The sequence below is a fragment of the Methylobacterium sp. GXF4 genome (assembly GCF_000272495.1).
In the GTDB taxonomy this organism is placed as follows: Bacteria; Pseudomonadota; Alphaproteobacteria; order Rhizobiales; family Beijerinckiaceae; genus Methylobacterium; species Methylobacterium brachiatum.
The window spans coordinates 55,238-80,066 of record NZ_AKFK01000076.1; the positions used below are offsets into that span (position 1 = coordinate 55,238).

The 24,829-nt window shown below is 69.3% G+C and carries 22 protein-coding genes; 12 read left to right on the forward strand and 10 right to left on the reverse strand.

What is annotated here, in order from left to right; all coding sequences use genetic code 11:
* Positions 1 to 978, reverse strand: a complete 978-nt coding sequence (gene pdhA, locus WYO_RS20925) for a pyruvate dehydrogenase (acetyl-transferring) E1 component subunit alpha (protein ID WP_230366225.1) — start codon at positions 976 to 978, stop codon at positions 1 to 3.
* A 307-nt stretch (positions 979 to 1,285) separates the two neighbouring features.
* Positions 1,286 to 1,597, reverse strand: a complete 312-nt coding sequence (locus WYO_RS20930; RefSeq protein ID WP_007566199.1) for a septum formation initiator family protein — start codon at positions 1,595 to 1,597, stop codon at positions 1,286 to 1,288.
* A gap of 113 nt (positions 1,598 to 1,710) precedes the next feature.
* On the opposite strand from WYO_RS20930, the gene WYO_RS20935 reads away from it, so the two are divergent.
* A complete protein-coding gene (locus WYO_RS20935; protein WP_039903592.1) occupies positions 1,711 to 2,886 on the forward strand; it encodes an adenylate/guanylate cyclase domain-containing protein in 1,176 nt (391 codons plus the stop codon).
* A 169-nt stretch (positions 2,887 to 3,055) separates the two neighbouring features.
* Here the strand turns inward: WYO_RS20935 and eno are convergent, their stop codons facing one another.
* Both eno and WYO_RS20945 read right to left on the reverse strand, forming a co-directional pair.
* A complete protein-coding gene (gene eno / locus WYO_RS20940) occupies positions 3,056 to 4,345 on the reverse strand; it encodes a phosphopyruvate hydratase (protein ID WP_007566202.1) in 1,290 nt (429 codons plus the stop codon).
* Positions 4,346 to 4,497: 152 nt separating this feature from the next.
* Positions 4,498 to 4,707 carry a hypothetical protein gene (locus WYO_RS20945; protein ID WP_007566204.1) on the reverse strand — a complete coding sequence of 70 codons (210 nt, stop codon included), beginning with the start codon at positions 4,705 to 4,707 and terminating at the stop codon, positions 4,498 to 4,500.
* A 118-nt stretch (positions 4,708 to 4,825) separates the two neighbouring features.
* Here WYO_RS20945 and queF point away from each other — a divergent pair, with 118 nt between their 5' ends.
* Positions 4,826 to 5,278 (forward strand): preQ(1) synthase, encoded by a 453-nt coding sequence (gene queF, locus WYO_RS20950; RefSeq protein ID WP_007566206.1) that lies wholly within the window; start codon positions 4,826 to 4,828, stop codon positions 5,276 to 5,278.
* 63 nt (positions 5,279 to 5,341) lie between these two features.
* Here queF and WYO_RS20955 read toward each other — a convergent pair whose 3' ends face one another.
* Positions 5,342 to 5,680 carry a hypothetical protein gene (locus WYO_RS20955; RefSeq protein WP_007566207.1) on the reverse strand — a complete coding sequence of 113 codons (339 nt, stop codon included), beginning with the start codon at positions 5,678 to 5,680 and terminating at the stop codon, positions 5,342 to 5,344.
* 360 nt (positions 5,681 to 6,040) lie between these two features.
* Between WYO_RS20955 and WYO_RS29095 the strand changes: the two genes are divergently transcribed.
* Entirely contained in the window at positions 6,041 to 6,709 is a 669-nt protein-coding gene (locus tag WYO_RS29095; RefSeq protein ID WP_007566209.1) for a methyltransferase domain-containing protein, read from the forward strand.
* Positions 6,710 to 6,716: 7 nt separating this feature from the next.
* On the opposite strand, the gene kdsA is transcribed toward WYO_RS29095, so the two are convergent.
* On the reverse strand, positions 6,717 to 7,571 hold the full coding sequence (kdsA, locus tag WYO_RS20965) for a 3-deoxy-8-phosphooctulonate synthase (RefSeq protein WP_007566211.1): 855 nt from the start codon (positions 7,569 to 7,571) through the stop codon (positions 6,717 to 6,719).
* 10 nt (positions 7,572 to 7,581) lie between these two features.
* Complete coding sequence (locus WYO_RS20970; RefSeq protein WP_007566213.1) at positions 7,582 to 8,067, reverse strand: hypothetical protein; 486 nt, start codon at positions 8,065 to 8,067, stop codon at positions 7,582 to 7,584.
* Positions 8,068 to 8,236: 169 nt separating this feature from the next.
* On the opposite strand from WYO_RS20970, the gene WYO_RS20975 reads away from it, so the two are divergent.
* Complete coding sequence (locus WYO_RS20975) at positions 8,237 to 9,232, forward strand: alpha/beta hydrolase (RefSeq protein WP_007566215.1); 996 nt, start codon at positions 8,237 to 8,239, stop codon at positions 9,230 to 9,232.
* 264 nt (positions 9,233 to 9,496) lie between these two features.
* On the opposite strand, the gene WYO_RS20980 is transcribed toward WYO_RS20975, so the two are convergent.
* On the reverse strand, positions 9,497 to 10,672 hold the full coding sequence (locus WYO_RS20980) for a hypothetical protein (RefSeq protein WP_007566217.1): 1,176 nt from the start codon (positions 10,670 to 10,672) through the stop codon (positions 9,497 to 9,499).
* A 210-nt stretch (positions 10,673 to 10,882) separates the two neighbouring features.
* Between WYO_RS20980 and WYO_RS20985 the strand changes: the two genes are divergently transcribed.
* The 6 genes from WYO_RS20985 to WYO_RS21010 all read left to right on the forward strand — a co-directional run bounded on the left by WYO_RS20985 (position 10,883) and on the right by WYO_RS21010 (position 17,287).
* The gene (locus tag WYO_RS20985) at positions 10,883 to 11,995 is read left to right on the forward strand and encodes a flippase-like domain-containing protein (protein ID WP_007566219.1); all 1,113 of its coding nucleotides are present in this window, start codon (positions 10,883 to 10,885) and stop codon (positions 11,993 to 11,995) included.
* Positions 11,986 to 12,600 carry an ABC transporter substrate-binding protein gene (locus tag WYO_RS20990; RefSeq protein ID WP_007566221.1) on the forward strand — a complete coding sequence of 205 codons (615 nt, stop codon included), beginning with the start codon at positions 11,986 to 11,988 and terminating at the stop codon, positions 12,598 to 12,600. The genes WYO_RS20985 and WYO_RS20990 overlap by 10 nt, the downstream gene beginning before the upstream one ends.
* Positions 12,601 to 12,687: 87 nt before the next feature.
* On the forward strand, positions 12,688 to 13,896 hold the full coding sequence (gene hpnI, locus WYO_RS20995) for a bacteriohopanetetrol glucosamine biosynthesis glycosyltransferase HpnI (RefSeq protein WP_007566223.1): 1,209 nt from the start codon (positions 12,688 to 12,690) through the stop codon (positions 13,894 to 13,896).
* A 56-nt stretch (positions 13,897 to 13,952) separates the two neighbouring features.
* Positions 13,953 to 15,386, forward strand: a complete 1,434-nt coding sequence (gene hpnJ / locus WYO_RS21000; protein WP_007566224.1) for a hopanoid biosynthesis associated radical SAM protein HpnJ — start codon at positions 13,953 to 13,955, stop codon at positions 15,384 to 15,386.
* Between the two features lie 120 nt (positions 15,387 to 15,506).
* Positions 15,507 to 16,349 carry a hopanoid biosynthesis-associated protein HpnK gene (gene hpnK, locus WYO_RS21005; RefSeq protein ID WP_007566226.1) on the forward strand — a complete coding sequence of 281 codons (843 nt, stop codon included), beginning with the start codon at positions 15,507 to 15,509 and terminating at the stop codon, positions 16,347 to 16,349.
* Between the two features lie 62 nt (positions 16,350 to 16,411).
* A complete protein-coding gene (locus tag WYO_RS21010; RefSeq protein WP_007566228.1) occupies positions 16,412 to 17,287 on the forward strand; it encodes a helix-turn-helix domain-containing GNAT family N-acetyltransferase in 876 nt (291 codons plus the stop codon).
* Positions 17,288 to 17,303: 16 nt separating this feature from the next.
* Here WYO_RS21010 and WYO_RS21015 read toward each other — a convergent pair whose 3' ends face one another.
* Positions 17,304 to 19,967: an MMPL family transporter gene (locus tag WYO_RS21015; RefSeq protein ID WP_007566230.1), complete on the reverse strand. Its 2,664-nt coding sequence runs from the start codon at positions 19,965 to 19,967 to the stop codon at positions 17,304 to 17,306.
* Between the two features lie 618 nt (positions 19,968 to 20,585).
* Between WYO_RS21015 and hpnH the strand changes: the two genes are divergently transcribed.
* On the forward strand, positions 20,586 to 21,749 hold the full coding sequence (hpnH, locus tag WYO_RS21020) for an adenosyl-hopene transferase HpnH (RefSeq protein WP_007566232.1): 1,164 nt from the start codon (positions 20,586 to 20,588) through the stop codon (positions 21,747 to 21,749).
* A gap of 201 nt (positions 21,750 to 21,950) precedes the next feature.
* A complete protein-coding gene (locus tag WYO_RS21025) occupies positions 21,951 to 24,392 on the forward strand; it encodes an esterase-like activity of phytase family protein (RefSeq protein WP_244424247.1) in 2,442 nt (813 codons plus the stop codon).
* Between the two features lie 110 nt (positions 24,393 to 24,502).
* Here WYO_RS21025 and WYO_RS30080 read toward each other — a convergent pair whose 3' ends face one another.
* A complete protein-coding gene (locus WYO_RS30080) occupies positions 24,503 to 24,811 on the reverse strand; it encodes a type II toxin-antitoxin system RelE/ParE family toxin (protein ID WP_081497017.1) in 309 nt (102 codons plus the stop codon).
* Positions 24,812 to 24,829: the final 18 nt, after the last annotated feature.

A 24,829-nucleotide genomic window follows, 5' to 3' on the forward strand; every position in this document is an offset into this window, starting at 1 on the left:
CTAGGCGTGCGCATCCAGCAGGATGTCGGTCCAGAGCTCGGCGGGATCCGGCTCGGGATCGTTGGTGGCGAACTCGGCCGCCGCGTTCACGGTCTCGCGGACCTTGGCGTCGGTCGCCTTGATCTCCGCCTCCGGCACCCCGTGCAGCTCGAGCAGGCGCTTGCGCACCATCTCGATCGGGTCGTGCTCGTCGCGCATCTTCGAGACCTCGTCCTTGGTCCGGTACTTGGCCGGATCGGACATGGAGTGGCCGCGATAGCGGTAGGTCTGCATCTCGAGGATGTAGGGGCCCTGGCCGGAGCGGGCGTGCTCGACCGCCCGGGTCGCCGCCTCGCGCACGGTGCGGACATCCATGCCGTCGACCTGCTCGCCCGGGATGCCGAAGGAGAGGCCGCGCTTGGAGAAGTCGGTCTGCGCCGAGGCCCGGGCCACCGAGGTGCCCATGGCGTAGCGGTTGTTCTCGATCACGTACACGACCGGCAGCTTCCAGAGCGCGGCCATGTTGAAGCTCTCGTAGACCTGGCCCTGGTTGGCCGCGCCGTCGCCCATATAGGTGAGGCTGACCTTGCCGTTCTCCCGGTAACGGTCCGCGAAGGCGAGGCCGGTGCCCAGCGAGACCTGGGCGCCGACGATGCCGTGGCCGCCGAAGAACTGCTTCTCGCGGCTGAACATGTGCATGGAGCCGCCCTTGCCGCGGCTGTAGCCGCCCCGGCGGCCGGTCAGCTCGGCCATGACGCCCTTCGGGTCCATGCCGCAGGCCAGCATGTGGCCGTGGTCGCGGTAGCCGGTGATGACCTGATCGCCCTCGATCGAGGCCATCTGCATGCCGATCACCACGGCTTCCTGGCCGATATAGAGGTGGCAGAAGCCGCCGATCAGGCCCATGCCGTAGAGCTGGCCGGCCTTCTCCTCGAAACGCCGGATCAGCAGCATCTCGTGATAGGCGTGGAGGTCTTCCTCGCGGGTGAATTGCGGCATGTTCGGCGCGGGCTTGTGCGCCTCGACGGCCTGGGAGCTTCCAGCCTCCGGGCTCGCGACCTGCGGTTGCGAGGACGAAGCGTCCTTCGCAGGCTCCTTGGCGGCGTCCATCGGCGCTCTCCCCGTGATTCCACGCGACTGGAACGGGGTGTAGGACAGCACCGTTTGGAAAGCGAGGGTGGACGCTCTGACAGGTCGCCGCTCTTGTCAGAGGGGATCTCAGGCATCGTCCCGAACGGTGGCTGCCGGCTTTCGGGATGCGACGATGGTGATCTCAGGTCGCAGCCGCGCCGGTCCAACGGTGACCTCAGGGCGTGATGATGACCACGTCGTTGGCGTGGACGCGGCCAAGCACGATCCGGGCGCGCTCCTCGAGGAGGTCGCGGTCGATCTGGTCGCTCTTCAGCAGCGCGACCCGGTGCTCCCAGGTGGCGCGCTCCGCCCGCACGGCGGCGAGTTCCTGGGTGAGGCCGTAGGCGCGGATCTTGAGCACCTTCTTGGCTTCGAGGCCGCGATTGCCGCTCTCGGCCTGCCACACGAAGAAGCCGACCACGAGCGCCGACAGGGTCCAGAGACCCAGGGGCAAGAGGACCATTCTGACGCGGCGGCGGACGACCATGGCGGGAGCCTCGCGCGGAAAGGTTAACGGAGCTTTTCGGAGCTGGCGGATCGCGCCCGCCGGTTATGATTGTGGGCAGGCCGGACAGGTGGAGCGAAACCGCGCAGATGGATATGACCGACCTGACACGCTGGATCGCCGAGCACGCCACCGCGACCGATGACCACGACACGATGCTCGCGCGGGTCTGCGAGGCCCTGTGCGATGCCGGCGTCCCGCTCTGGCGGGTCAGCGTCATGACGCCGGCCATCGATCCGCTCGTGCGCGGGGTCAGCCTGAACTGGCATCTCGGCCAGGGGCTCAGCTTCGTGCCCAATCCGCACGGCGCCGAGCAGGAGGCGGATTGGCTGCGCAGCCCGATCTTCGCGATGCTGGAGCGGGAGGAGGTTTTCGGGCGCTGGCGCCTCGACCGCCCCGGCCCGGAGACCGACTACCCGGTCCTGCACGACCTGCGCGCCGAGGGCGGGACCGAATATGCGGTCCATATCGTCGGCTTCGCGCCCGGCACCGCGCTGCGCGGCGTCGCGATCTCGTTCTGCACCCGGGCCCGGTCCGGCTTCTCCCGGACAGACCTCGCGGCGGTCGCGGCGGTCCTGCCGGTCCTCGCGCTCGCGGTGGCCAAGCTCGGTCTCGGGCACACCCTGCGCGAGGTCTCGGCGACCTATCTCGGGCGTTCCACCGCCGAGCGGATCCTCGACGGCCAGATCCGGCGCGGCCAGGGGCGGGCCATCCCGGCCGCGATCCTGTTGACCGACCTGCGCGGCTTCACGGCCCTGTCCGACCGGGCCGACCCCTACGACATGGTCACCTGGCTCAACGAGCATTTCGACGCGCTGGGCGATCCCGTGGCGCGACACGGCGGCGAGATCCTGAAATTTTTGGGCGACGGCTTCCTGGCGATCTTCCCGGTGGCCGATGCCGGCACCCTGCCCTGCCCGGTCTGCAGCAGCGCCCTCGAGGCGGCCGCGGACGGGCTGGCGGCCAACACGGCGCTCAATCGCCGGCGCCGCGAGGCGGGGCTGCCGGAGCTGACGGCCGATTGCGTCGTGCATTTCGGCACGGTGGTCTACGGCAATGTCGGCACCGAGCGCCGCCTCGACTTCACGGTGATCGGGCGGGCGGTGAACGAGGCCAGCCGGATCGAGAGCCAGTGCGAGGCCCTCGGCCACACGCTGCTGGTCTCGGATTCCTTCGCCCAGCGATGCAGCCGGACGCTGGACCCGGTGGGCGTCATCGAGCTGCGCGGCCTAGCGCGACCGCAGAAGGTCTGGACGCTGCCGGCGGGGTAAGAGCTGGGGCAGGAGTGCCGGGATACCCACCCCGTCATTCCGGGGCGCCGCTGCCCGGCCCCGGAATGACACGGCGATTTATGTGGTCGCCGTAGCGATCCAAGGATCGGTCCAAGGCGTCACGCGGACTCCTCTGACCGATCGTCTTCCTTGCGCGAGCAAACGGGGCTCAGCCCCGAGCCAGGTGCTTGATCGCCGAGGGGCCGGCGTAGAGCGCTTGCGGGCCGAGGCCCTCCTCGATGCGGATCAGCTGGTTGTACTTGGCCAGTCTGTCCGAGCGGGCGAGGGAGCCGGTCTTGATCTGCCCGCAATTGGTGGCGACCGCGAGGTCCGCGATGGTCGAGTCCTCGGTCTCGCCGGAGCGGTGGGACATCACCGCGGTGTAGCCGGCGCGCTGCGCCATATCGACCGCCGCCAGGGTCTCGGTGAGCGAGCCGATCTGGTTCACCTTGATCAGGATCGAGTTGGCGGTGCGCTCGGCGATGCCCCGGGACAGGCGCTCGACATTGGTGACGAACAGGTCGTCGCCCACGAGCTGGCACTGCGCACCGATCTTGTCGGTCAGGAGCTTCCAGCCGGCCCAATCGTCCTCGGACATGCCGTCCTCGATCGACAGGATCGGGTAGTTCGCCACCAGCTGCGCCAGGTAATCGACCTGGGCCTCGATCGACCGGTTCGTGCCCTCGCCCTCGTAGGCGTAGGCGCCGTCCTTGAAGAACTCGGTGGCGGCGCAGTCGAGCGCCAGCGCGATGTCCTGGCCCGGCTTGAAGCCCGCGGCGCTGATCGCGTCCATCACGAAGTCGAGCGCGGCCTCGGCCGAGGGCAGGTTCGGGGCGAAGCCGCCCTCGTCGCCGACATTGGTGTTGTGGCCGGCCTTCTTCAGCTTGCCCTTGAGGGTGTGGAACACCTCGGAGCCCATGCGCACGGCGTCGGCGAGCGAGTCCGCGCCCACCGGCATGATCATGAATTCCTGGAAGTCGATCGGGTTGTCGGCGTGCGCCCCGCCGTTGATGATGTTCATCATCGGCACCGGCAGGACCCGGCCCTGAACGCCGCCGACATAGCGGTAGAGCGGCAGGCCCGAGGCCTCGGCCGCCGCCTTGGCGACCGCCAGCGACACGCCCAGGATCGCGTTCGCCCCAAGGCGCGCCTTGTTGGGCGTACCGTCGAGCTCGATCATCGCCTCATCGACGGCGACCTGATCCTCAGCCTCCATGCCGCCGATCGCGTCGAGGATCTCGGTCTGCGCGGCCTCGACCGCCTTCAGCACGCCCTTGCCGAGGAAGCGGCTCTGGTCGCCGTCGCGCAGCTCGACCGCCTCGTGGGCGCCCGTGGACGCTCCCGACGGGACCGCGGCGCGGCCGAACGAGCCGTCCTCCAGCAGGACATCGACCTCGACCGTGGGGTTGCCGCGGCTGTCGAGGATCTCGCGGGCGCTGATATTGGTGATCGCGGTCATGGAACGTCCTCTCGCGGGGCCGCTTGTCGGCGGCGGCAGCCCCGATCCGGGGTGCGGCGCATCGCGGCGGCTTATCCGTCAAGCCGCGTTCGGCGGCAAGCACCGGCGTAGGTCGCGCCTGTGCACGTGTGGTGACAGTCCGAGCCTCAACCCTACTGTGCTCGCGTCCCGGCAGCCGGATGGCGGATCGGCGTCGCGGCCAGAGACCGGTTCAGCTTGCGCAACTGTGCGTCGTCGCGCGCGCAGAGGTCGTGGCGGGTCATGGCGTCGAGCATGCGCTGGGCCGCGTCGCCGCCGCTTGCCCGGGCCGGTACGGTCGCGACCGTGACCAAGCCGATGAACGCGACGGCGATGAGACGCATGTTGCCGGGCCTCGGTCGGACGGTGCCGACAATCACCCGGATCCTGGCTGGGGACGGTAAAGATTTGGTCGCGCCGGCGACGGGTGCGCTACGCGGCGCGCGCCTTTATAGTGCGCGCATGACCGCATCTGAGACGCTCCAACTCGGCCAGGCCACGTCCCTGCCCGCCTCGCCGGACGAGGCCCGCCTCGACCGCGTGCCGAACCCCCATGCCGATACCGACTACGTGGCGCGTTTCACCGCGCCCGAGTTCACCTCGATCTGCCCGGTCACGGGCCAGCCGGATTTCGCGATCCTGGTGATCGATTACGTGCCCGGCGACTGGCTCGTCGAGTCGAAGTCGCTGAAGCTCTACCTCGGCGCCTTCCGCAATCACGGGGCGTTCCACGAGGATTGCACGGTGGCGATCGGCAAGCGGCTGCGCGACCTGCTCGAGCCGCGCTACCTGCGCATCGGCGGCTACTGGTACCCGCGCGGCGGCATCCCGATCGACGTGTTCTGGCAGACCGGCGAGCCGCCCAAGACCATCTGGCTGCCGGAGACCGGCGTCGCGCCCTATCGGGGGCGCTGAAGCGCATACGAAAAGGGCGACCGGCTCGCGCCGGTCGCCCTCTGATCCGTGGTATCGCTGCCCTTAGTAGGGCGAGCCGTAATAGCCATAGGCCGGGGCGCCGTAGCCGTAAGCCGGAGCGCCGTAGGCCGGGGCGTAGCCGTAACCGCCGCCGTAGCCACCGTTGTAGTAGTTGTTGGCCGCACCGGCGGCGACCGCACCGGCAGCGAGGCCGGCGATGCCGAGACCGATGGCCGCACCGGTGCCGATACCGCGACGGCCGCCGCGGTAGCCGTAGCCGTGACCATAGCCATGGCCGTAGCCGCCGTGGAAGCCGTACGGACGGGCTTCGGCGCCGGTCGTGGCAGCGACGCTGCCGAGAGCCAGAGCGGCGACGGTGGCGATGATACCAATCTTGCGCATAATGTTCCTTCTCGATCCGCGATCGAACATGCCCATTAACGTGGCCGCTCGGCGGTCGGTTCCAAGTTTTCAGAACCGATTTCAGGGGGAGGTCGGCTGCCTGAACAGCGGTTCATCTGCACGGCCCGCGGCGGAGTCGGTTTCCGAGGGTCGGGTTTGCAGAACTGTCCGTCGCTGCTCTTGTGAATAGTTTCCGCACCGTTGCAGCATCCGCCCTAAGGGGAGTTGCGCATCGGGCGGGCTAACGGGGCCGGACAGTCTTCCAGCGGGAATGACGCCGCGCGACGCATCCCGTTCCAACCGGGACTGTGCTTAGCTGCGCGCGCGCCCCTGAGCGGCGCCGGTCCGGAGAGCCCCGCCATGGATGCCCTGACGCTGATCCGCGAGACCTTCGCGCCGCTCCCGGGCAAGCGCCTCCTCGATATCGGCTGCGGGCCCGGGACCCTGGTCAAGCGGCTCGTCGCGGACGGCGCGGCGGTGACCGGCATCGATCCGGGCGTCGCGGCTCTGGAGACGGCCCGGGCCGCCGTGCCTGGGGCGCGGTTCGAGGCCACCTCGGCCGAAGCGCTGCCCTTTCCCGCGGCGAACTTCGACGGGGCCGTAATGTTCAACGCCCTGCACCACGTCCCGGACCCGGCCGCGGCGCTTGCCGAGGCGGCGCGGGTGCTGGCGCCGGGCGGCCTGCTGGTTGTGGTGGAGCCCGTGGCTGAGGGCAGCTTCTTCGACGCCCTGCGCCCCATTGAGGACGAGACCGCAGTCCGGGCCGCCGCGCAGGACGCCATCGCGGCGGCGCTAGATGCCGGCGCCTTCCTGTGCCGACAGGACGTGACGGTGATGCGCCGCGAGAGCTTCGCCTCCCTCGACGCCTTCCTGGCGCGGGTCAGCGCGGTCGATCCGGCCCGCGCCGCGACGATCGAGGTGCGGCGCCCGGTGGTAGAGGCGGCGTTCCACGAGGCGGCCGAGCGTGAGGCCGACGGGCGCTACGCCCTGGTCCAGCCCCTGCGCATCCACGTCCTCCAGCCAGCCTGACGCCGGATCAGGCGTGGCGCTTCTTGGCGAGCCGGTCGAAGGCGATCAGCTCTTCGAGCAGCCCCGGCATATCCCGAAGGGCCACCATGTTGGGGCCGTCCGAGGGGGCCCGGTCCGGATCGGGGTGGGTCTCGATGAACACCCCGGCGACGCCGACCGCCACCGCGGCCCGGGCCAGCACGGCGACGAATTCCCGCTGGCCGCCGGAGCTGGCGCCCTGCCCGCCCGGCTGCTGCACGGAATGGGTGGCGTCGAACACCACCGGCGCCCCGTGGGTCACCTGAGCCATGATCGGCAGGCTGCGCATGTCCGAGACCAGGGTGTTGTAGCCGAAGGAGGCGCCGCGCTCGGTGACGATGACGTTCGGGTTGCCGGCCTCGGTCACCTTGGCGGCGACGTGCTTCATGTCCCAGGGCGCCAGGAACTGGCCCTTCTTGATGTTGACCGCCCGGCCGGTGGCGGCGGCGGCCAGGAGCAGGTCGGTCTGGCGGCACAGGAAGGCCGGGATCTGCAGAACGTCCACCGCCTCGGCCGCCGGCGCGCATTGCTCGGCGGCGTGCACGTCGGTGAGGACCGGCAGGCCCAAAGTCTCGCGGATCTCGGCGAAGACCGGCAGGGCGCCTTCGAGGCCGATGCCCCGGGCCGCGGTGCCGGAGGTCCGGTTGGCCTTGTCGAACGAGGTCTTGAACACGAGGCCGATCCCGAGGCCCGCCGCCATCTCCTTGAGCGCAGCGGCGATTTCCAGGGCGTGGTTGCGCCCTTCGAGCTGGCAGGGCCCGGCGATCAGCGTGAGCGGCAGGTGGTTGGCGAAGCGTGCTTCGCCGACCTGGACGACGGGGCCGGGTGTTTCGCGTGTCGACATGGGCTGCGCTCTACCCCGCGCGGCGGATTCGCGAAACCCCGGCCCGGGGTGCGACGCGGCAGACCGTGAGGTCGTCCCGGAGCCCGTCCGTCCGCGGTCCGGTCTCGCACAGCATCAGCGCCCGGGCGGTGCCGCCCCGCTGCGGCGCGTCGGCGAGCAGGCTGTCCTGATGGAGGTTGAGCGCCAGCACCTCCGCGCCGGGGACGTCCGTCCCGGTGAGGGCTCGGGCGGCGAGCCCCACCAGGGTGAAGTAGGCGCGCGGCGGCTCCCGGTCGCGGGAGGCGATCGTGATCCGGGCCGGCGCCCGGCAATCGAGGCTCATCCGCTCGGCATCCTGCGCGCGGAACACCGCGAACGGGCCTTCCCGCCCGGCGAGCGAGGCGCCCGTGATCCGGATCACCTTGGCCGCGAGAGCGTCGCAGGCATCCGCGGCGAGGGCCGGCGCCGCGGCAAGGACCAGGGCGCCGGCGAGGGCGGCCAGGATGGGGAGGCGCATCGGTGTGGGCTCCTGCGCGCCGGGCCAGGAGCCGGCGGGACCCTCCGAGAGATAGCGCGGGCGCATGCAACCGCGAAGATCCGCTGGGCCGGCGATTGGACAGGACGGCGTCGATGCCCGATTTGGGCGGGCGAACGCGCGCTCCCGCCGTCGCAGATCCAGGCAGCCCATGCTCCGATCCGTCCTCGCCGCCCTTTTGGCTTTGATGCTCCCCGGCGCCGCTTTGGCCGCGCCCGCCTACGGGCCGGAGCTCGAAGGGTTCGACTACCCGTTCCCGGTGGAGCGCTACGCCTTCACGTCGCAGCGCCAGCCCCTGCAGATGGCCTATCTCGACGTCCGGCCGGAAAAGCCGAACGGGCGCACCGCGGTGCTGCTCCACGGCAAGAACTTCTGCGCGGCGACCTGGGAGAGCCAGATCCGGGCGCTCACCGGGGCCGGCTACCGGGTGATCGCCCCGGACCAGGTCGGGTTCTGCAAGTCGAGCAAGCCGGCCGCCTATCAGTTCACGTTCCGCCAGCTCGCCGAGAACACCCGCGCCCTGCTGGACACGCTGGGGATCGCGCGGCCGATCCTGGTCGGGCACTCCACCGGCGGCATGCTGGCCGCGCATTACGCCCTGCTCTACCCGAAGGACGTGGCCCAGCTGGTGCTGGTCAACCCGATCGGGCTGGAGGATTGGAGCGCCAAGGGCGTGCCCCCGACCTCGGTGGAGCAATGGTACCAGCGCGAGTTAAAGGTCTCGGCGGAGTCGATTCGCGCCTACGAGACCGCGACCTATTACGCCGGCCAGTGGGAGCCGCGCTACGAGCCCTGGGTGACGATGCTGGCGGGGCTCAACGCCGGCCCGGGCAAGGAGGCGGTCGCCTGGGACTCGGCGCTCCTCTACGACATGATCCTGACCCAGCCGGTGGTCTACCGGCTGCCGCAGATCGCGGTGCCGACCCTGCTGATGATCGGCCAGAAGGACAACACGGCGATCGGCAAGGACCTCGCCCCGCCGGAGATGCGGGCCTCGCTCGGGAACTACCCGGAGCTGGGCAAGGCGGCCGCGAAGGCGATTCCCGGCGCCAAGCTGGTGGAATTCCCGGCGCTCGGCCACGCGCCGCAGATGTCCGACCCGGAGGGGTTCAACAGGGCGCTGATCGCGGGGATTTCGGTGCCGTGAATGTTCGGTCGTCTGCTTCCCGGAGCGGACGCATCGGAAGGCATGCTCGACTTGTCTATCCCATCCTCGGCCTCATCCTGAGGTGGCGGCGCGCAGCGTCGGCCTCGAAGGAGCCCTGCAGAAGTCGCGGTGGATCCTGGAGGGCTCCTTCGAGGCCGAGCGATCTTCGATCGCCCGGCACCCCAGGATGAGGGGAGAGGTTTGGATGTCCGGTGTTCGCCGACGACCCGCGATGGCGGTGGTCGGAGCGAGCAGGTCCTAACCCTAAAAATACGACTTCAGCACGCCGCGGCGGCGGACGTCGAGGGTGGCGCAGTGGAACGAGCCGCCGAACGGGCCGTAGCTGAGGAACGGCGCCGGGATCGGGTCGAAGCCCCAATCCTTCAGAGCCTTGATCAGGGTCGGCTGGCTCTGGTCGACGACGATCTTCTTCTCGGTGATCGCCAGGACGTTGATCGAGGTCCAGGGCGAGCACATCGAGATCTTGCTCATGAAGCCCTCGACCGGGTCGGGGCGCGGGGCGATCAGCACGTCCCACTTCTTGAGCACGGCGGGCAGCTTCTCGACGTCGATGTAGTCCGGGTTCACCAGCACCTTGCCGGGCGCCAGCGGCATGAACGACGAGTCGATGTGCATCGGCTGCGGGCAGCGGCTCTCGATCTCGTGGATGCGGAAGCCCGGGCCGAGATGGCGGCGCAGCCACTCGATGCCCATCAGGTTGGTCACGTTCGAGCGGGTCACGAACAGGTCGCGGCCGCAGCGGACGAAATCGGCGGCGTCGAAGACCGGCTCGAACTCGTTGACCGTGAACTGCATCGGCTCGCCGGCCTTCAGGTTCGGCACCCGGTAATCGTAATTGTAGAGGTCGTCGGTCAGCTGCGGCCGCGGGGCCGAGGTCCAGCGGGCGCCGGCGCGGAAATATTCCTTGAACAGCGACCGGTAGGCGTCGCCCTCGAAGTAGCGCGAGCGCCAGCACATCGGGCTCTCGATGATCTCGTCGCCGATGACCAGATACGGGTCGCGCGGGCAGGCGACGCAGAAGCCCCGGGAGGTCCAGCGCGGCGCCTTGAACTTGCGCGAGAAATCCACCGCGTCGGGGCGGCGGATCTTCACGCCCTCGCCGGCCAGGATCTTGATGAAGTTGTCGAGCTCCTGCTGCGCCAGCTTCTTCATGAACTTCGGATATTTCCAGCCGCTGGCGAAGCGGTAGAACGGCTGGGCCGCCCGCGGCAGGTTGAAGATCACCGTGAGATGGTGAGTCGGGATGGTGGCGCCGTCGAGGGATCCGACGATCACCTCCTCCAGCGGGTCCCACTCGTTCCAGGCCATGACCGGGGAGTGAGGCGCCGGCACGCCCGGCGCCATTCCGCCCTGGGGACCGCCGGCATGCGTGTCGTCGCTCACGGCCTCGACGGCCGTGATCGGTGATTCGCGCTCCATGACGTGTGCCCCTTCTGCGACGTGCCGCGGTCTTCTGCGTAGGCGCCTTCGCCCCGCCACCGCTTTGGCTCCCGGTGTGTCAAACGGGTGATAGACACCGGTAATCCGTGCTGCAACGTGGCAGAAACGTTCTTGGTCGCCCGGACCTATTTCTGCCGCGACCGTGACCGATTTCCCGCATCAAGCCATTTGCGAGCTTGAAAGACCATTATGAAGCGCCTGACGACCTTGGCCTCGATCGCCGGTCTCTGCACAGTCGTCGGCCTGTTCATGTCTTCCGGCCTGGAGGACGTGTCGGCCGCCGTCATGAGCGCCGGCTGGGGCGCCGCCCTCGTGGTGGTCGCCCGCCTTGCGGCCGTCGCCTGGGCGGGGCTCGGCTGGCACGTGGTGTTCCCGGCGGGCGCGGCCCGGTTGGTCGACTGCGTCTCGCTGCGGTTCGTGCGTGAGGGAATCAACACGCTGCTGCCGGTGGCGACCGTGGGCGGCGATTTCGTCGGCGCACGGCTGATGTCCAAGCGCGGCGTCCCGGGCGCGATGGCCGGCGCCAGCATGTTCGTGGACCTGATGACGCAGGCGCTGACGCAGCTCCTGTTCACCGTCATCGGCCTCGGCCTGCTGGTCCTGATCGCCGGCGACGGCCCGATCGCCCGGACGGTGGCGGGCGGCCTGGCCGTGGCCGTGCCGGCGCTGGGCGCCTTCTATCTTATCCAGCGGCGGGCCGGGCACCGGATCATCCAGGGCCTGATGAGCCGCTTCGCCTCGGGCCGCGAGTGGCGCGCCTTCGGCGCCATCGACCAGCTCTACGACAGCCTGCGCCGGATGTACGGCAATCACGGCCGCTTCGTCGCCGCGCTGGCGATCCACCTCGTGGGCTGGGTCATCGGCACCCTCGAAGTCTATGTCTGCCTGCATTTCATGGGCTACCCGGTCGATTTCGCCCAGGCCCTGGTGATCGAGAGCCTGGCTCAGGCCGTCCGCGGCGCCGCCTTCGCGGTGCCGGGCGCACTCGGCGCCCAGGAGGGCGGCCTGATCGCCCTGTGCGGCCTGTTCAACATTCCCGCCGAGGCGGCCCTCGCCCTCTCGCTGGTCAAGCGCTTCGCCGATCTTGGGGTCGGCGTGCCGGGCCTCCTGCTCTGGCACCGGATCGAGGCCAAGCTCGCGGCCGAGACCGTGGTGGAGACCGATCGCGAGCCGGACGTCGCCATCGGCCGCACGGCCAAGCTGGTGCCGCAGCCGGCGACGCTCGGCCCGTTCTACAGCTACGCCCCGCCCCGCATGGGTTCGCGGATCGGCGATGGCGAGGAGTTGAAGAAGTGCGCCTGACCCGTCGGCTCGCGGCCGCAGCCTTGCTGGCCGCCCCCCTCCTCGCTCCCGTCTCCGCCTGGGCCGCGGACGATCCCGCGGTGCAGACCGTGCGCGATCTCTACGCCGCCTTCACCGACGCCTTGAAGGATGGCCCGAGCCCCCTGCCCGCCCGGGTCGCGGCCGTGGGGCCGGCGCTCGAGAAGGCGTTCGACTTCCCGGCCATGACCCGCGTCGCGGTCGGCTCGAAATGGTCGGGCTTCACCCCGGAACAGCAGGCGGCGGTCACCGACGCATTCAAGCGCAGCCTGACCGTCACCTACGCCAATCGCCTCGCCCGGGCCGCCGGTGGCAAGTTCGAGGTGACCCCGAAGGTCGAGGAACGCGGCAGCCAGCGCGTCGTGCCGACCCGGGTCACCGCGGCCGACGGCGACGATTCCGCGGTCGATTTCGTGGTCAATGCCGAGAACCGCATCCAGGACGTGCTGCTCAACGGCGACGTCAGCGAGATCGCCGCGCAGCGCAACGCTTTGTCCGCCCCGTTGAAGTCGGGCGGCGCCGACGCGGTGGTGAAGTTCCTCCGTCAGCGCGCCGACGGCATGCTCGCCGCAAAACCGACACCGTGACTACCGACGCCGTGCGTGCCGCCCTGATCGGGCCGCACGCGGCCATCGCCGCCTGAGGCGGCCGGACGACCGCACGGACCCGACCGGATGGATTTCACCGCCCTGGCGCTCACCGCATTGTCGTGGCTCTCGCTGCTCTGCCTCCTGCTGGCGGCGGCGGGCTGCCTCTATGCGCTGGCGGCCGCCTACCTGGCCGACCGCTTCGCCGCCCGGCCCGTGCCGGCTCTGGCGGCGGACGCGCCCCGCCCGTCCGTGACGGTGCTCAAGCCGCTCTGCGGCCTGGAGCCCAACCTGTACGAGAATCTCGAGACCGTGCTGCGCCAGGATTATGCCGGCCCGGTCCAGATGGTGTTCGGTGTCCAGAAGGCCGCGGACCCGGCCATCGGCGTGGTCGAGCGGCTCAAGCAGGCCTATCCGGCCGCCCGCATCGACCTGGTGATCGACGGCCGGCAGCACGGCTCGAACCGCAAGGTCTCGAACCTGATCAACATGGCCGAGCGGATCGCCCACGACGTGATCGTCCTGGCCGACAGCGACATGGTGGTCCGGCCGGATTACCTCGAGCGGCTGGTCGCCGAGCTGTCGCAGGACGGCGTCTCCGGCGTCACCTGCCTGTATCACGGCGTCCCGGCCTTCCGGGGCCTCTACGACCAGCTCTCGGCGCTGGCGATCGACGTCCAGTTCCTGCCCAACGTGGTGATGGGCCTGAGCCTCGGGCTCGCCAAGCCGTGCTTCGGCTCGACCATCGCGTTCACCCGGGCGAACCTGGAGGCGGTGGGCGGCTTCCGCCGCTTCCGCAACGACCTCGCCGACGATTACGCGATCGGCGCCGCCCTGCGCGGCCTCGGCGGCCGGGTGGTGATCCCGAGCTTCACCATCGGCCATACCAGCGTCGACACCGACCTCTCCGGCCTGTGGCGGCACGAGCTGCGCTGGAACCGCACGATCCGCAACGTCGACCCGGCCGGCTATGCCGGCTCGATCGTGACCCACGCCTTCCCGCTGGCCCTGGTGGGCGCGCTCCTGCCCGGCGCCGGCACCGGCGCGCTGGTGGTGGCGGGCCTGGCGCTCGCCGGCCGGATCGTCCTGTGCCGGCAGCTCGAGCGGGCCTTCGGCCTCGCCCCGCACCCCTACGGACTGTTGCCGATCCGCGACATCCTCTCGTTCCTGAACTTCTCCTGGGCCTTCGTGTCGGGGGCGGTGACATGGAAAGGTCATGATTATCACGTGGTTGCGGACGGTACTCTGATCCCGGACGCCGACCTCGGTCACGACGCCGGCGCGCCCACCCGCTGATCCCGGCTTTCGCTTCCTCACCCCTCCCCCGGCAACGCCCTGAGGCCTTGAACCCCATGCGCACGCTCTTCCTCCAGGCCCCCACCTTCGACGGTTTCGACGGCGGTGCCGGCTCCCGTTACCAGGCCAAGCGCGAGATCAAGTCGTTCTGGTACCCGACCTGGCTGGCCCAGCCGGCCGCCCTGGTGCCGAACTCGAAGCTGATCGACGCCCCCCCGCACAACATCAAGCTTCCCGAGATCGTAGCCCAGGCCAAGGATTTTGACCTCGTCGTGCTCCACACCTCGGTCCCGTCGTTCAAGTCCGACGTGAAGACGATCGAGGCGCTCAAGGCCGCGAACCCGAAGCTGATCGCCGGCCTGATCGGCGCCAAGGTCGCGGTGGACGCCGCCGGCGCGATGGCTCAGGCCCCGGTGGTCGATTTCTGCGCCCGCAACGAGTTCGACTTCACCGTCAAGGAAGTCGCCGACGGCGTCCCGATGGCCCAGATCAAGGGCCTGTCCTATCGCGATGCGAACGGCGTCGTGGTCCATAACGAGGACCGCGAGATCATGACCGACATGGACCAGCTGCCCTTCGTCACCAGCGTCTACAAGCGCGACCTGGAGATGGAGAAGTACTTCATCGGCTACCTGAAGCACCCCTACATCTCGTTCTACTCGGGCCGCGGCTGCAAGAGCCGCTGCACCTTCTGCCTGTGGCCGCAGACGGTCGGCGGACACACCTACCGCACCCGCTCGGTCGCCCACGTGATCGAGGAGATCAAGTACTGCCTGAAGGAGTTCCCGCAGACCAAGGAGTTCTTCTTCGACGACGACACCTTCACCGACAACCTGCCGCGCGCGGAGGAGATCGCCCGCGAGCTCGGCAAGCTCGGCGTCACCTGGTCGTGCAACGCCAAGGCGAACGTGCCGCGTGAGACCCTGAAGGTGCTCAAGGAGAACGGCCTGCGCCTGCTGCTGGTCGGCTACGAGTCCGGCAACCAGACCATCCTGCACAACATCAAGAAGGGCATGCGGGTCGAGGTCGCCGAGAAGTTCACCAAGGATTGCCACGAGCTCGGCATCGCCATCCACGGCACCTTCATCCTCGGCCTGCCGGGCGAGACCAAGGAGACGATCCAGGAGACGATCGCCTTCGCCAAGCGGATCAACCCGCACACGATCCAGGTCTCGCTGGCAGCCCCCTACCCGGGCACCTTCCTGTACAAGCAGGCGGTGGAGAACGGCTGGCTCGACATCGAGAACGCCGAGCTCGTCGACGAGAACGGCGTGCAGGTCGCGCCGCTGCACTACCCGCACCTGTCGCACACCGAGATCTTCACCTCGGTGGAGGAGTTCTACAAGAAGTTCTACTTCCGGGCCCCGAAGATCGCCTCGATCGTCGGCGAGATGGTGCGCTCCCCCGACATGATGAAGCGTCGCCTGCGCGAGGGCGTGGAGTTCTACCGCTTCCTCAAGGAGCGTCAGGGCACCGCCAAGGCGGCGTAAGTCAGGGATCCGGGGCCTGCCGGCCCCGGCGGGGAGCGGGGCGGAGCCCCGCCCCTACCCAGGGCTCCGCCCTGGACCCGCGAGAGGGCTCGCCCTCTCGACACCCCTTACGAGGTCGTTGTGAAGCGTCTTGTCGTTACGGCCGATGATTTCGGGCTGAGTCTCGAGGTCAACGAGGCCGTCGAGCAGGCTCACCGGGGGGGGATCCTCACCGCCGCGAGCCTGATGGTCTCGGCGCCTGCCGCCGCCGATGCCGTGGCCCGGGCGAAGCGGATGCCGTCCCTGCGGGTCGGCCTCCACCTCGTGCTCGTCGAAGCCTGGCCGACCCTGCCGGCGGCGCAGCTGCCCGACCTGACCGATGCCGACGGCCTGATGCGCGCCGATATGGCCCGGGTCGGCCTCGACCTCGCCCGCAAGCCCGCCGCCCGGCGCCAGCTCGCCGCCGAGATCACGGCACAGTTCGAGGCCTACCGGGCGACCGGCCTGCCCCTCGACCACGTCAACGCCCACAAGCACTTCCACGTCCATCCGCTGATCGCCGGCGCGGTGCTGCGCATCGGCCGCGACTACAACATGCGGGCGATCCGCGTCCCCCGGGAGCCACGCCAGCTGCTCCGCCGGGCCGAGGCCAGCGCCCGGCCCCGGCCGGCCCTCGACATCGCCCCCTGGTCGGCCCTGCTCGCCGTGCGCGCCCGCCAGGCCGGCCTGCTGATCCCCGACCGGACCCTCGGGCTCGCCTGGTCCGGCGCCATGACCCTGCTGCGCGTGGCGGCGCTCCTGGCGCAGCTTCCGGACGGCCTCACCGAGCTCTACACGCACCCGGCCACGGAAGGCGGCTTCCCCGGCGAGGCGCCGGGCTACCTCTACGCCGCCGAGCGCGACGCGCTGATCGCCCCCGCCTCGCGGGCGGCGGCGGATGCGTCGGGTGCGGTCAGGGGCGGGTTTTCGGACATCCTCGAGTAAAAGCTGAGCCCGCCCGGCAGCGCCGATTGACCGCCCATAATGTCTGACTAAGGTCAGCTATTATGACGTCCGATTCGATCGCCCGCTTTCGCCGCTTCGCCCGTGCCGTCACCGCGGAGGTCGGCGCCCTCGACAGCTCGTTCCTCGGCCGGGGGCGGCCCCTCGGGGCGGCCCGGGTGGTGAACGCGATTGGCGCCGGGCGCATGGACGTGGCCGAGATCCGCGCCTACCTGAATCTCGATTCCGGGCTGATGAGCCGACTGCTGCGCAGCCTCGAGGACGAGGGCCTGGTCACCACCGAGCCGCATCCGGACGACGCCCGCCGTCGAGTCGCGCGCCTCACGGAGGCGGGGCAGCGCGAGTTTTCGGCCTACGAGGGCCTGTCCGACGCGCGCGCCTCGGCCCTGCTGGAGCGCGCGCCGCGCGCCGAGGAGCTCCTGCGCGCGATGGATCTGGTTGCCCTGACGCTCGGCCGCGACCGGATCACCATCGCGGAAGCCGACCCGCGCGGCGAGGCCGCCCGATCCTGTCTGGAGGCGTATTATGCCGAATTGGCGCGCCGGCTGGAGACCGGGTTCGACGTCAAGTTGTCGTGCGATCCCGAGGCCGCGGCGATGGCCCGACCGCGCGGGGCGTTCCTGCTCGCGATGGCGGACGGCCTGCCGGTCGGATGTGTCGGCCTGAAGGGCAGCGGCGGCCCGGTCGCCGAGGTCAAGCGGCTCTGGATCGACCCCGCAGCCCGGGGCTTCGGCCTCGCCCGCCGGCTGATGCAGGCCGTCGAGACGGCAGCCCGCGAGCTCTCGGTCGCGGTGCTGCGCCTCGACACCAACAGCGCGCTGGCGGAAGCCCTGGCGCTCTACCGCAAGACCGGCTGGGTCGCGATCGATCGCTTCAACGACGACCCCTACCCCGACCACTTCTTCGAGAAGACGCTCTGAGCGCTCCGGTGCCGGCCTACTTGGCCGGGACCGGATCCGACGGGGCGGTGCTCTTGCGCAGCGCGGCTGCGGCGGCCTTCTCGCCCTCCGGGCGGTCGTCGTCGCCCTGCGCGGGCGGCTCGCCCAGGGTCGCCGGCACCACGAAGAACGCCGCGATCAGGGTGAAGAACAGCGACAGCGCCAGCAACTTGCCCATGCTGGCCGTGCCCGGATGGCTCGACAGGACCAGGGAGCCGAAGGCGCTGCCGGTGGTTAGCGCCGAGAAGAAGATCGCCCGGGTCAGGCTGGAAGCCAGCATGTCGGTCACGCCCGCCCGCCACGCGATCACGTAATAGATGTGGAACGCGACGCCGACCGCGAGCATCAGCGGCAGGGCGATGATGTTGGCGAAGTTCAGCGGCATGTCGATCAGGCGCAGGGCCATCAGGGTCCACAGGGTCGCGATGACCAGCGGGCCCAGGGTCATCGCCACGTCCCAGGGCTTGCGCAGGGCCACCGACAGGATGACGAAGATCAGCACGAACGCCGTGATGGCGGCCTGCACGAAGGCGCCCAGGATCGTGTAAGTCGACCGCGTCGTGGCCACCGGGGCGCCGGTGGCGTGGGGGGCGACCTTCAGCACCTCGTCCGAGAAGGTGCGCAGCACCTCGTCGTCGTTCGAATCACCCTTGGGGTGAACCTCGATGCGCGCGCGTCCGTCCGCCGCGACCCAATCGGCCTTCAGCTGCGGCGGCAGGTTGTCCAGCGTGATCTTCTCCGGATGGAGCAGGTCGCGCAGGCGCTGGAGCAGCGGCACGAGATCCTTGGTCAGGGCGACCGAGGCCGCCTCCCGCATCTGCACCGGGCTGCCGGCGAGCGTGTCGAGGGTGCCGGCGAGCTGCTTGGCATTCTGGGCGCCCGCGGCCTCCTTGCCGTCGCCCGCGACGCCGTTGAGCGCCGCGGCGGCGTCCTTGAGCGCCTTGACGTTCTCGGCATCGGTCGGCGGCGGCGGCTTGCGGCCGGGATTGAGCACCGGATCCAGGAGCTGCGCCGTGTCGGCGATCGCCGCGAGCTTCTTGTCCTGGTCCCGCGGCACGAAGGTGTCGATGCTGTTGACCGACGAGGTCACCGGCAGCGCCGCCAGCGTCTTCGACAGGGCCGGGACCGCGTCGACGTTCGGGGCCAGCACGTCGATCAGGTTCGGGCTGGTCTCGGGGTTCTTGATCAGGTCGAGATAGGTCGCGATCGATTCCGTCTTCGCGCTGCGCAGGTGCATCGGATTGGAATCGAAGGGCAGGTGCCAGAGCAGCGGCGCCCCGGCCAGGGTCACGACGCCGACCGCGATCAGGATCGGCTTGCGCTTGCGGATGATCCACGGATCGACGCCGACCAGCCACGCGGTCTGCACCGCTTCCTTCTCGCCCTTGGGCTCGAACACCGCGATCAGCGCCGGCAGCAAGGTCAGGGAGAACAGGTAGGCCACGACCATGCCGACGCCGGCGATCAGGCCCAGCTCCGAGACGCCCCGGAAGGCGGTGGGCAGGAAGGCGAAGAAGCCGGCGACCAGCGACACGGCGGCCAGCGTCAGCGACCAGCCGACCCCGCGGGCGGCGGCCCGGATCGCGCTCTGGAGTGTCGGCTGCTCGTAGCGGTCCGCCCGGTAGCGCACCGAGAACTGGATGCCGAAATCGATGCCGAGCCCGACGAAAAGGGCCGCGAAGGCCACCGAGATCGGGTTCAGCTCCTTGACCATGATCAGGCCGAGGGCGGCGGTGACGATGAGGCCCGCGAAGGTGGTGATCAGCACCGCGCCGACGAGCTTGCCGGAGCGCAGCGCGAGCCACAGGAACAGGACGATCGCGCCGACGATAATGCTGTTGTTGAGGGCCGCATCCTCCGAGAGCGTGGCGAATTCCTCGTCCGCCACCGCGACCGTGCCGGTGAGCCGCATGCGCAGGCCGTGCTCGGAATCGATCTTGAGATCCTGCGCGACGTTGCGGATCAGCTTGGTCGCCTGGTAGCCGGGCTCCAGGGCGTTGAAGTCCAGCACCGGCTGGATGATCACGAACTTCATCTTGTCCGTGACGCTGCTCTGGCCGTTGGCCAGCAGCTCCTGCCACGACATCCGCGCGGGCTTGCCGGCAAGCACCTCCTGTAGGGTGGCGTCGATCTGGCCCATGGGCTTGTCGAGGTCTTCGAGCTTGGCGTCGCCGGACTTCACGCCGCGCGCACCGAGCGACAGCACCCGCATGACGCCGCGCAGGGACGGATCGGCGGCCAGCGGCCCGAGCAGGCCCTGCTGCTGGGTCAGCTCCTCCAGCGTCTTGTCGAGCTGGGCCTGGGGCATCAGCAGCAGGCCGTTCTTGTCGAAGAACGGGCCGCCATCGGGCCGGTAGACGGTCTCGATCAGGTTCTTGTGGGCGGTCAGCGCCTTGGCCAGGTTGGCGGCTGCCTCCTCGGTCTCCTCGGGCGTCTCGCCGTTGATGACCGCCACGATGGTGTTGCCGCGCTGCGGGAACGCCTTCTCGAAATTGATCTCGTCCTGGCGCCAGGGCTCCTTCGGGTCGATCAGCCGCTCGACATCGGTGTTGATGCGGAACAGATGCGCCGCGACTCCCAGGCTCGCGACCGTGATGAACGCCATCAGGGCGATCACGATCCACCGATACCGCACCGAGAACGCGACGAGACCTTCGATCACGAGCACCCTGCCTGTTCGCCCCGGACGCGCCCCATGCGCGACCGGCTATTCCCAACCGTCCCGGCCGGATCGGCGCGACCGGCCCTGCCGGATTCGAACGCCCACATGAAGGCCGCCGCGCGATCCGCGCGAGCGCCCTTCGCATTCGGGGGACGCCGCACCGCCCAATCTGGTCGCGCGACGCGCGGGTGCAAGCCGGGCCTGTCCCGGACGGGACGCTGCGCAGCCGCTCGCCGCGGGCCACCCCTTGCAACGCGGCCACAGGGCTCAGTAAAGAGGGCGTCCCCAGATTGCAACGCGATCGCCGCGGCGCGGTCCTTGCCTCGGCCGATGTGCGATAGCGCACTGCAATCCTGGGATGGGGACAAGAATCTTGGGATTACGGTCGCATTGCCGACGCAATGCACGTGCTGTCCTCAACCGTCAGGCGACCCGACCCGCCGATACCACCGCGTCAAGCGCGTGTGGCTCGGTTGCGTCAGGAGCAGAATAAGTCGTTATGGCCTCGCCGAAACGGGGTCGTTTCAGATTAGTTCCAAGCTACATCGCTGGAATTCGAGTTTTTTTCGCGGTAAGCACCCCGACGCCCCGGGGCCGACGCAGTAAGGAGCCGCAATCTTGGGTATCCCCCTCCGGTACGTCGCGAAGATCGGCGGCTACATCCTCAAGCAGCACCTCACGGGCCGCAAGCGCTACCCGCTGGTGATGATGATGGAACCCCTGTTCCGCTGCAATCTCGCCTGCGCCGGCTGCGGTAAGATCGATTACCCGGACGAGATTCTGAACAAGCGGCTTCCGGTCGCCGACGCGCTCGAATCCGTACGCGAGTGCGGCGCCCCCGTGGTGGTGATCGCCGGTGGCGAGCCGCTGCTGCACAAGGATCTGCCGCAGATCGTCCAGGGCATCATCGATCAGAAGAAGTTCGCGATCGTCTGCACGAACGCGCTTCTGCTCGAGAAGAAGATCAAGGACTACAAGCCGAGCCCGTACTTCACCTGGTCGATCCATCTGGATGGCGACAAGGAGATGCACGACCAGTCGGTGTGCCAGCGCGGCGTTTACGACAAGGCGGTCTCGGCCATCGCCAAGGCGAAGGAGATGGGCTTCCGGGTCACTATCAACTGCACCTTCTTCAACAATTCCTCGCCCGAGAAGATCGCCGACTTCTTCGACAGCGTGACCCGGATGGGCATCGACGGCATTACCGTCTCCCCCGGCTACGCCTACGAGCGCGCCCCCGACCAGAAGCACTTCCTGAACCGCAAGGCGACCAAGGAGCTGTTCCGCGGCGTGTTCCGGCACGGCAAGGAGAAGGGCCGCGAGAAGTGGACCTTCCAGCAGTCGGGCCTGTTCCTCGATTTCCTGGCCGGCAACCAGACCTACCATTGCACCCCCTGGGGTAACCCGACCCGCACCGTGTTCGGCTGGCAGAAGCCCTGCTACCTGCTCGGCGAGGGCTACGCGGCGACCTTCAAGGAGCTGATGGAAGAGACCGACTGGGACGCCTACGGCACCGGCAACTACGAGAAGTGCGCCGACTGCATGGTCCATTCGGGCTACGAGGCCTCCTCGGTGGTCGATTCGGTCCGCAAGCCCTGGAAGCCGCTGGTGCACGCGATCCGCGGCATCAAGACCGACGGCGCCATGGCGCCGGAGGTCAGCCTGGAGAACCAGCGCCCCGCCGAGTTCGTGTTCTCGCGCAACGTCGCCCAGAAGCTCTCCGAGATCAAAGCGGCCGGCGTCGACACCAAGCAGGAAGCCCGCAAGCGCACGGCTGCCTGATCGGCACGCACTATCGCGTTCAAGAGGCCGCCGCGGGGTTCCGCGGCGGCCTTTTTCGTTCGTGCCGCCCACCAGCGGAATGACCGGTCAAAGCAGACATACAGGTGTCATCCGAGTTTCCTAGCTGCGGCCAAGCTTGGGGGCGAGATGATGGCACGAGGAACGCGCGCGGCGCAGGTTGCGGGGGCGATCGGACTGTTGGTGGCAGCGGCCAGTTCAGCCGCCGCTCAGTCGCAGGCGGTCAGGACGCCGAACCTGATCTATGCCGACGGCCCGGTCGCGGTCGATCTCAACGGTTCGACCTTCGTCAATCACGGTCTTCAGGGTGTCGGGCGGATCTCCGCCTCGACGCGCGACTTCCTGGGCGACACGCTCGGCTCGTTCTCGTCGCTCGCGATCGATCCGAGCACGTGGCGGCGCACCGGCGCCGGCTATAGCGGCACGCTCTACACCTTGCCGGACCGGGGCTATAACGATCCGAGCGGCGGCCTGTTCTCCGACTATGCCGGCCGCCTGAACCGGTTCACGTTCACCCTCGTGCCCGAGCCGGGCGTGAATCTCCCGCAATCGACGGCCTCCCAACGGCAGATCACGCTGACGCCGAGCGGTGGGATCGTCCTGACCGACGCGAACGGCCAGCGCTTCAGCGGGCTCGACCCGAGCACGGGCACCACCGTGCAGCTCGGTCGGGTCCTGCCTTCGGCCGCCACCGGTCCGAGCGCCGGCCGGATCAGCCTGGACGCCGAGGGTTTGGCCCGGCGGCTCGACGGATCGTTCTACGTCAGCGACGAGTACGGCCCGAACATCTACTATTTCAACGCGAGCGGTCGGCTTCAGGGCGTGCTCGGCATTCCCGACGCGTTCCGGCCGGTCACGAACGGTCAGGTGAACTTCAATTCCGTGACCCCGCCTGATACGGGGCGGCGCAACAACCAGGGATTCGAGGCGCTCTCGCTGACGCCCGACGGCCGCAGCCTCGTCACCATCCTGCAGAGCGCCACGCTGCAGGATTCGGGGCCGGGCCAGCAGCAGCGCGCCAACACCCGGATCCTGGTCTACGACATCTCGACCAATCCGACCCCGGCGGCGCCGGTGCGGGGCTACGCCCTGCAATTGCCGGTCTACCGGGACAACGGCGATGGCGGCGCGCCGAACCGCACGGCGGCGCAGAGCGAGATGCTCGCCCTCAACGACACCCAGTTCCTCGTCCTCTCGCGCGACGCGAACGGCCTCGGCACCGGCAACACGACGCCGATCGTGTTCAAGAGCGTGCTGCTCGTCGATATCGGCGGGGCGACGAACCTCGCGGGCACGGTCTTCGACGGGACGACCCCGATGGCGCCCGGCGGCGTCCTGCGCTCCGACATCCGGCCGGCCCAGGCGACCGAGCTGGTGAACATGCTGAACCCGGTCGAGCTCGGCCGGTTCGGCATGAACCTCAACACCAATTCGGCGACGCGCACGACCCTGTCGGAGAAGATCGAGGCGATGGGCCTCGTCCCGGTCCTCAGCGAGCTGGCCCCCAACGATTACTTCCTGCTGGTCGGCAACGACAACGACTTCCTCACCCGCCGGGGCGTCGTGAACGGCGAAGCCTACGATGCCGGGATCGAGAACGATTCGATCCTCCTCGCCTACCGGCTGACGCTGCCGACTTATGTCGATCCCTACTCCCTCGCCGTGATGAAGCGGACCGCACCCATCGTCCTGCAGGGGCTGGGCAGCGCGACGCTGGGCTACGCGGCGTCGGCGACGCAGGGCGTCCAGGACCATCTCTCCGCCCTGCGCCGGGGCACCGGCCTCGCCGGCCCGTGGAGCCAGGCCGGCGGCGTCTGGGTCGGCGGCAACTTCCTGTTCGCCGATCAGCCGCGGAACGGCGATCTCACCCTCGACCGGACGATCCTCCAGGGCAGCGCCGGTCTCGACCTGCCCCTCGACGGCCCCTGGCGGGCCGGCGTCGCCCTGGGCGGCGGCGGCGGCACGCTCAGCCGTCCGGGCGGGTTCCGGCAGGAGCACAGCGCCTTCACGGTCTCGGGCTATGCCGGCTATTACGAGCCCGACTTCTACGTGCAGGGCATCGTCGGCGGCGCCCCCGATATCGCCCTCGACCGGATCACCCGCCCGGCGGCCTACGGGCTGACCGCCAGCGCCCGGACCTCCGCCAGCGCCCTCGCGCTCGACATCGAGGCGGGACGCCCGTTCCGGATCGGCGATTTCGGCCTGACGCCGTTCGTCGGGCTGACCCATCTGGCCGGTCACGTCGACGGCTTCACCGAGACCGGCGCGGCCGGCAACAACGTCGCCTATCGCGGGCTCAACGTCTTCCAGACCACCACCCGGCTCGGGGCCGAACTGGCCTTCTACGGCTTCGGCGACGTGATCCCGTCGCTGCGGGTCGCCTACAACCTCGCCACCGGCCCGCAGGGCAGCACCGGCTTCGCCCGGCTCGCCAGCGTCCAGAACCCGCTGGCCGGGGCCTCGATCCCGGTGCCGTTCCTGCGCGACGATTTCGTGAGTGCCGGGGCCGGCCTGCAGGGCAGCCTGACCGAGCAGCTGGGCTGGCGCGTCGACTACCTCGCCTCGGTCGGCACGCGCGCCGGTATCGGCCACGGCGTGACGGTGGGCCTGCGCTATCAGTGGTGAGCGGGGCGGCCGATCGGAGGATGGACATCGCCGAGCCGGTGTTCACGCCCACCTGTCCATGGCAGGTTCCCCCGGATCCGTGCCGATCGGAGCCAGCCCTGGTCCCGATATCACGGTGTCTGCTGCGCCCTGTGTTTCACACGTAGAATTTCTACGACGCCGGCGTCAGGACGTACCCGATAGAAGACGATGTAATTCCGGTGCACGACCAACTCGCGCACGGAGTCCGGCAGGCCAGGCCGTCCTGGCCGGCCGAGTTTCGGATGCCGCGCGAGCGGCAAGGTCTTGTCGTGGAGCGATCGAACGAAATCTCGGGCTTTGGCCGGGTCGTCCTGGCCGATATACCGAATGATAGAACGCAAATCCTCGCGCGCCTTTGGCCGCCACGCAATTCGATAGGACGCCTCTGCTCGCGGCATCTGTCAGGCCCGGCGGCC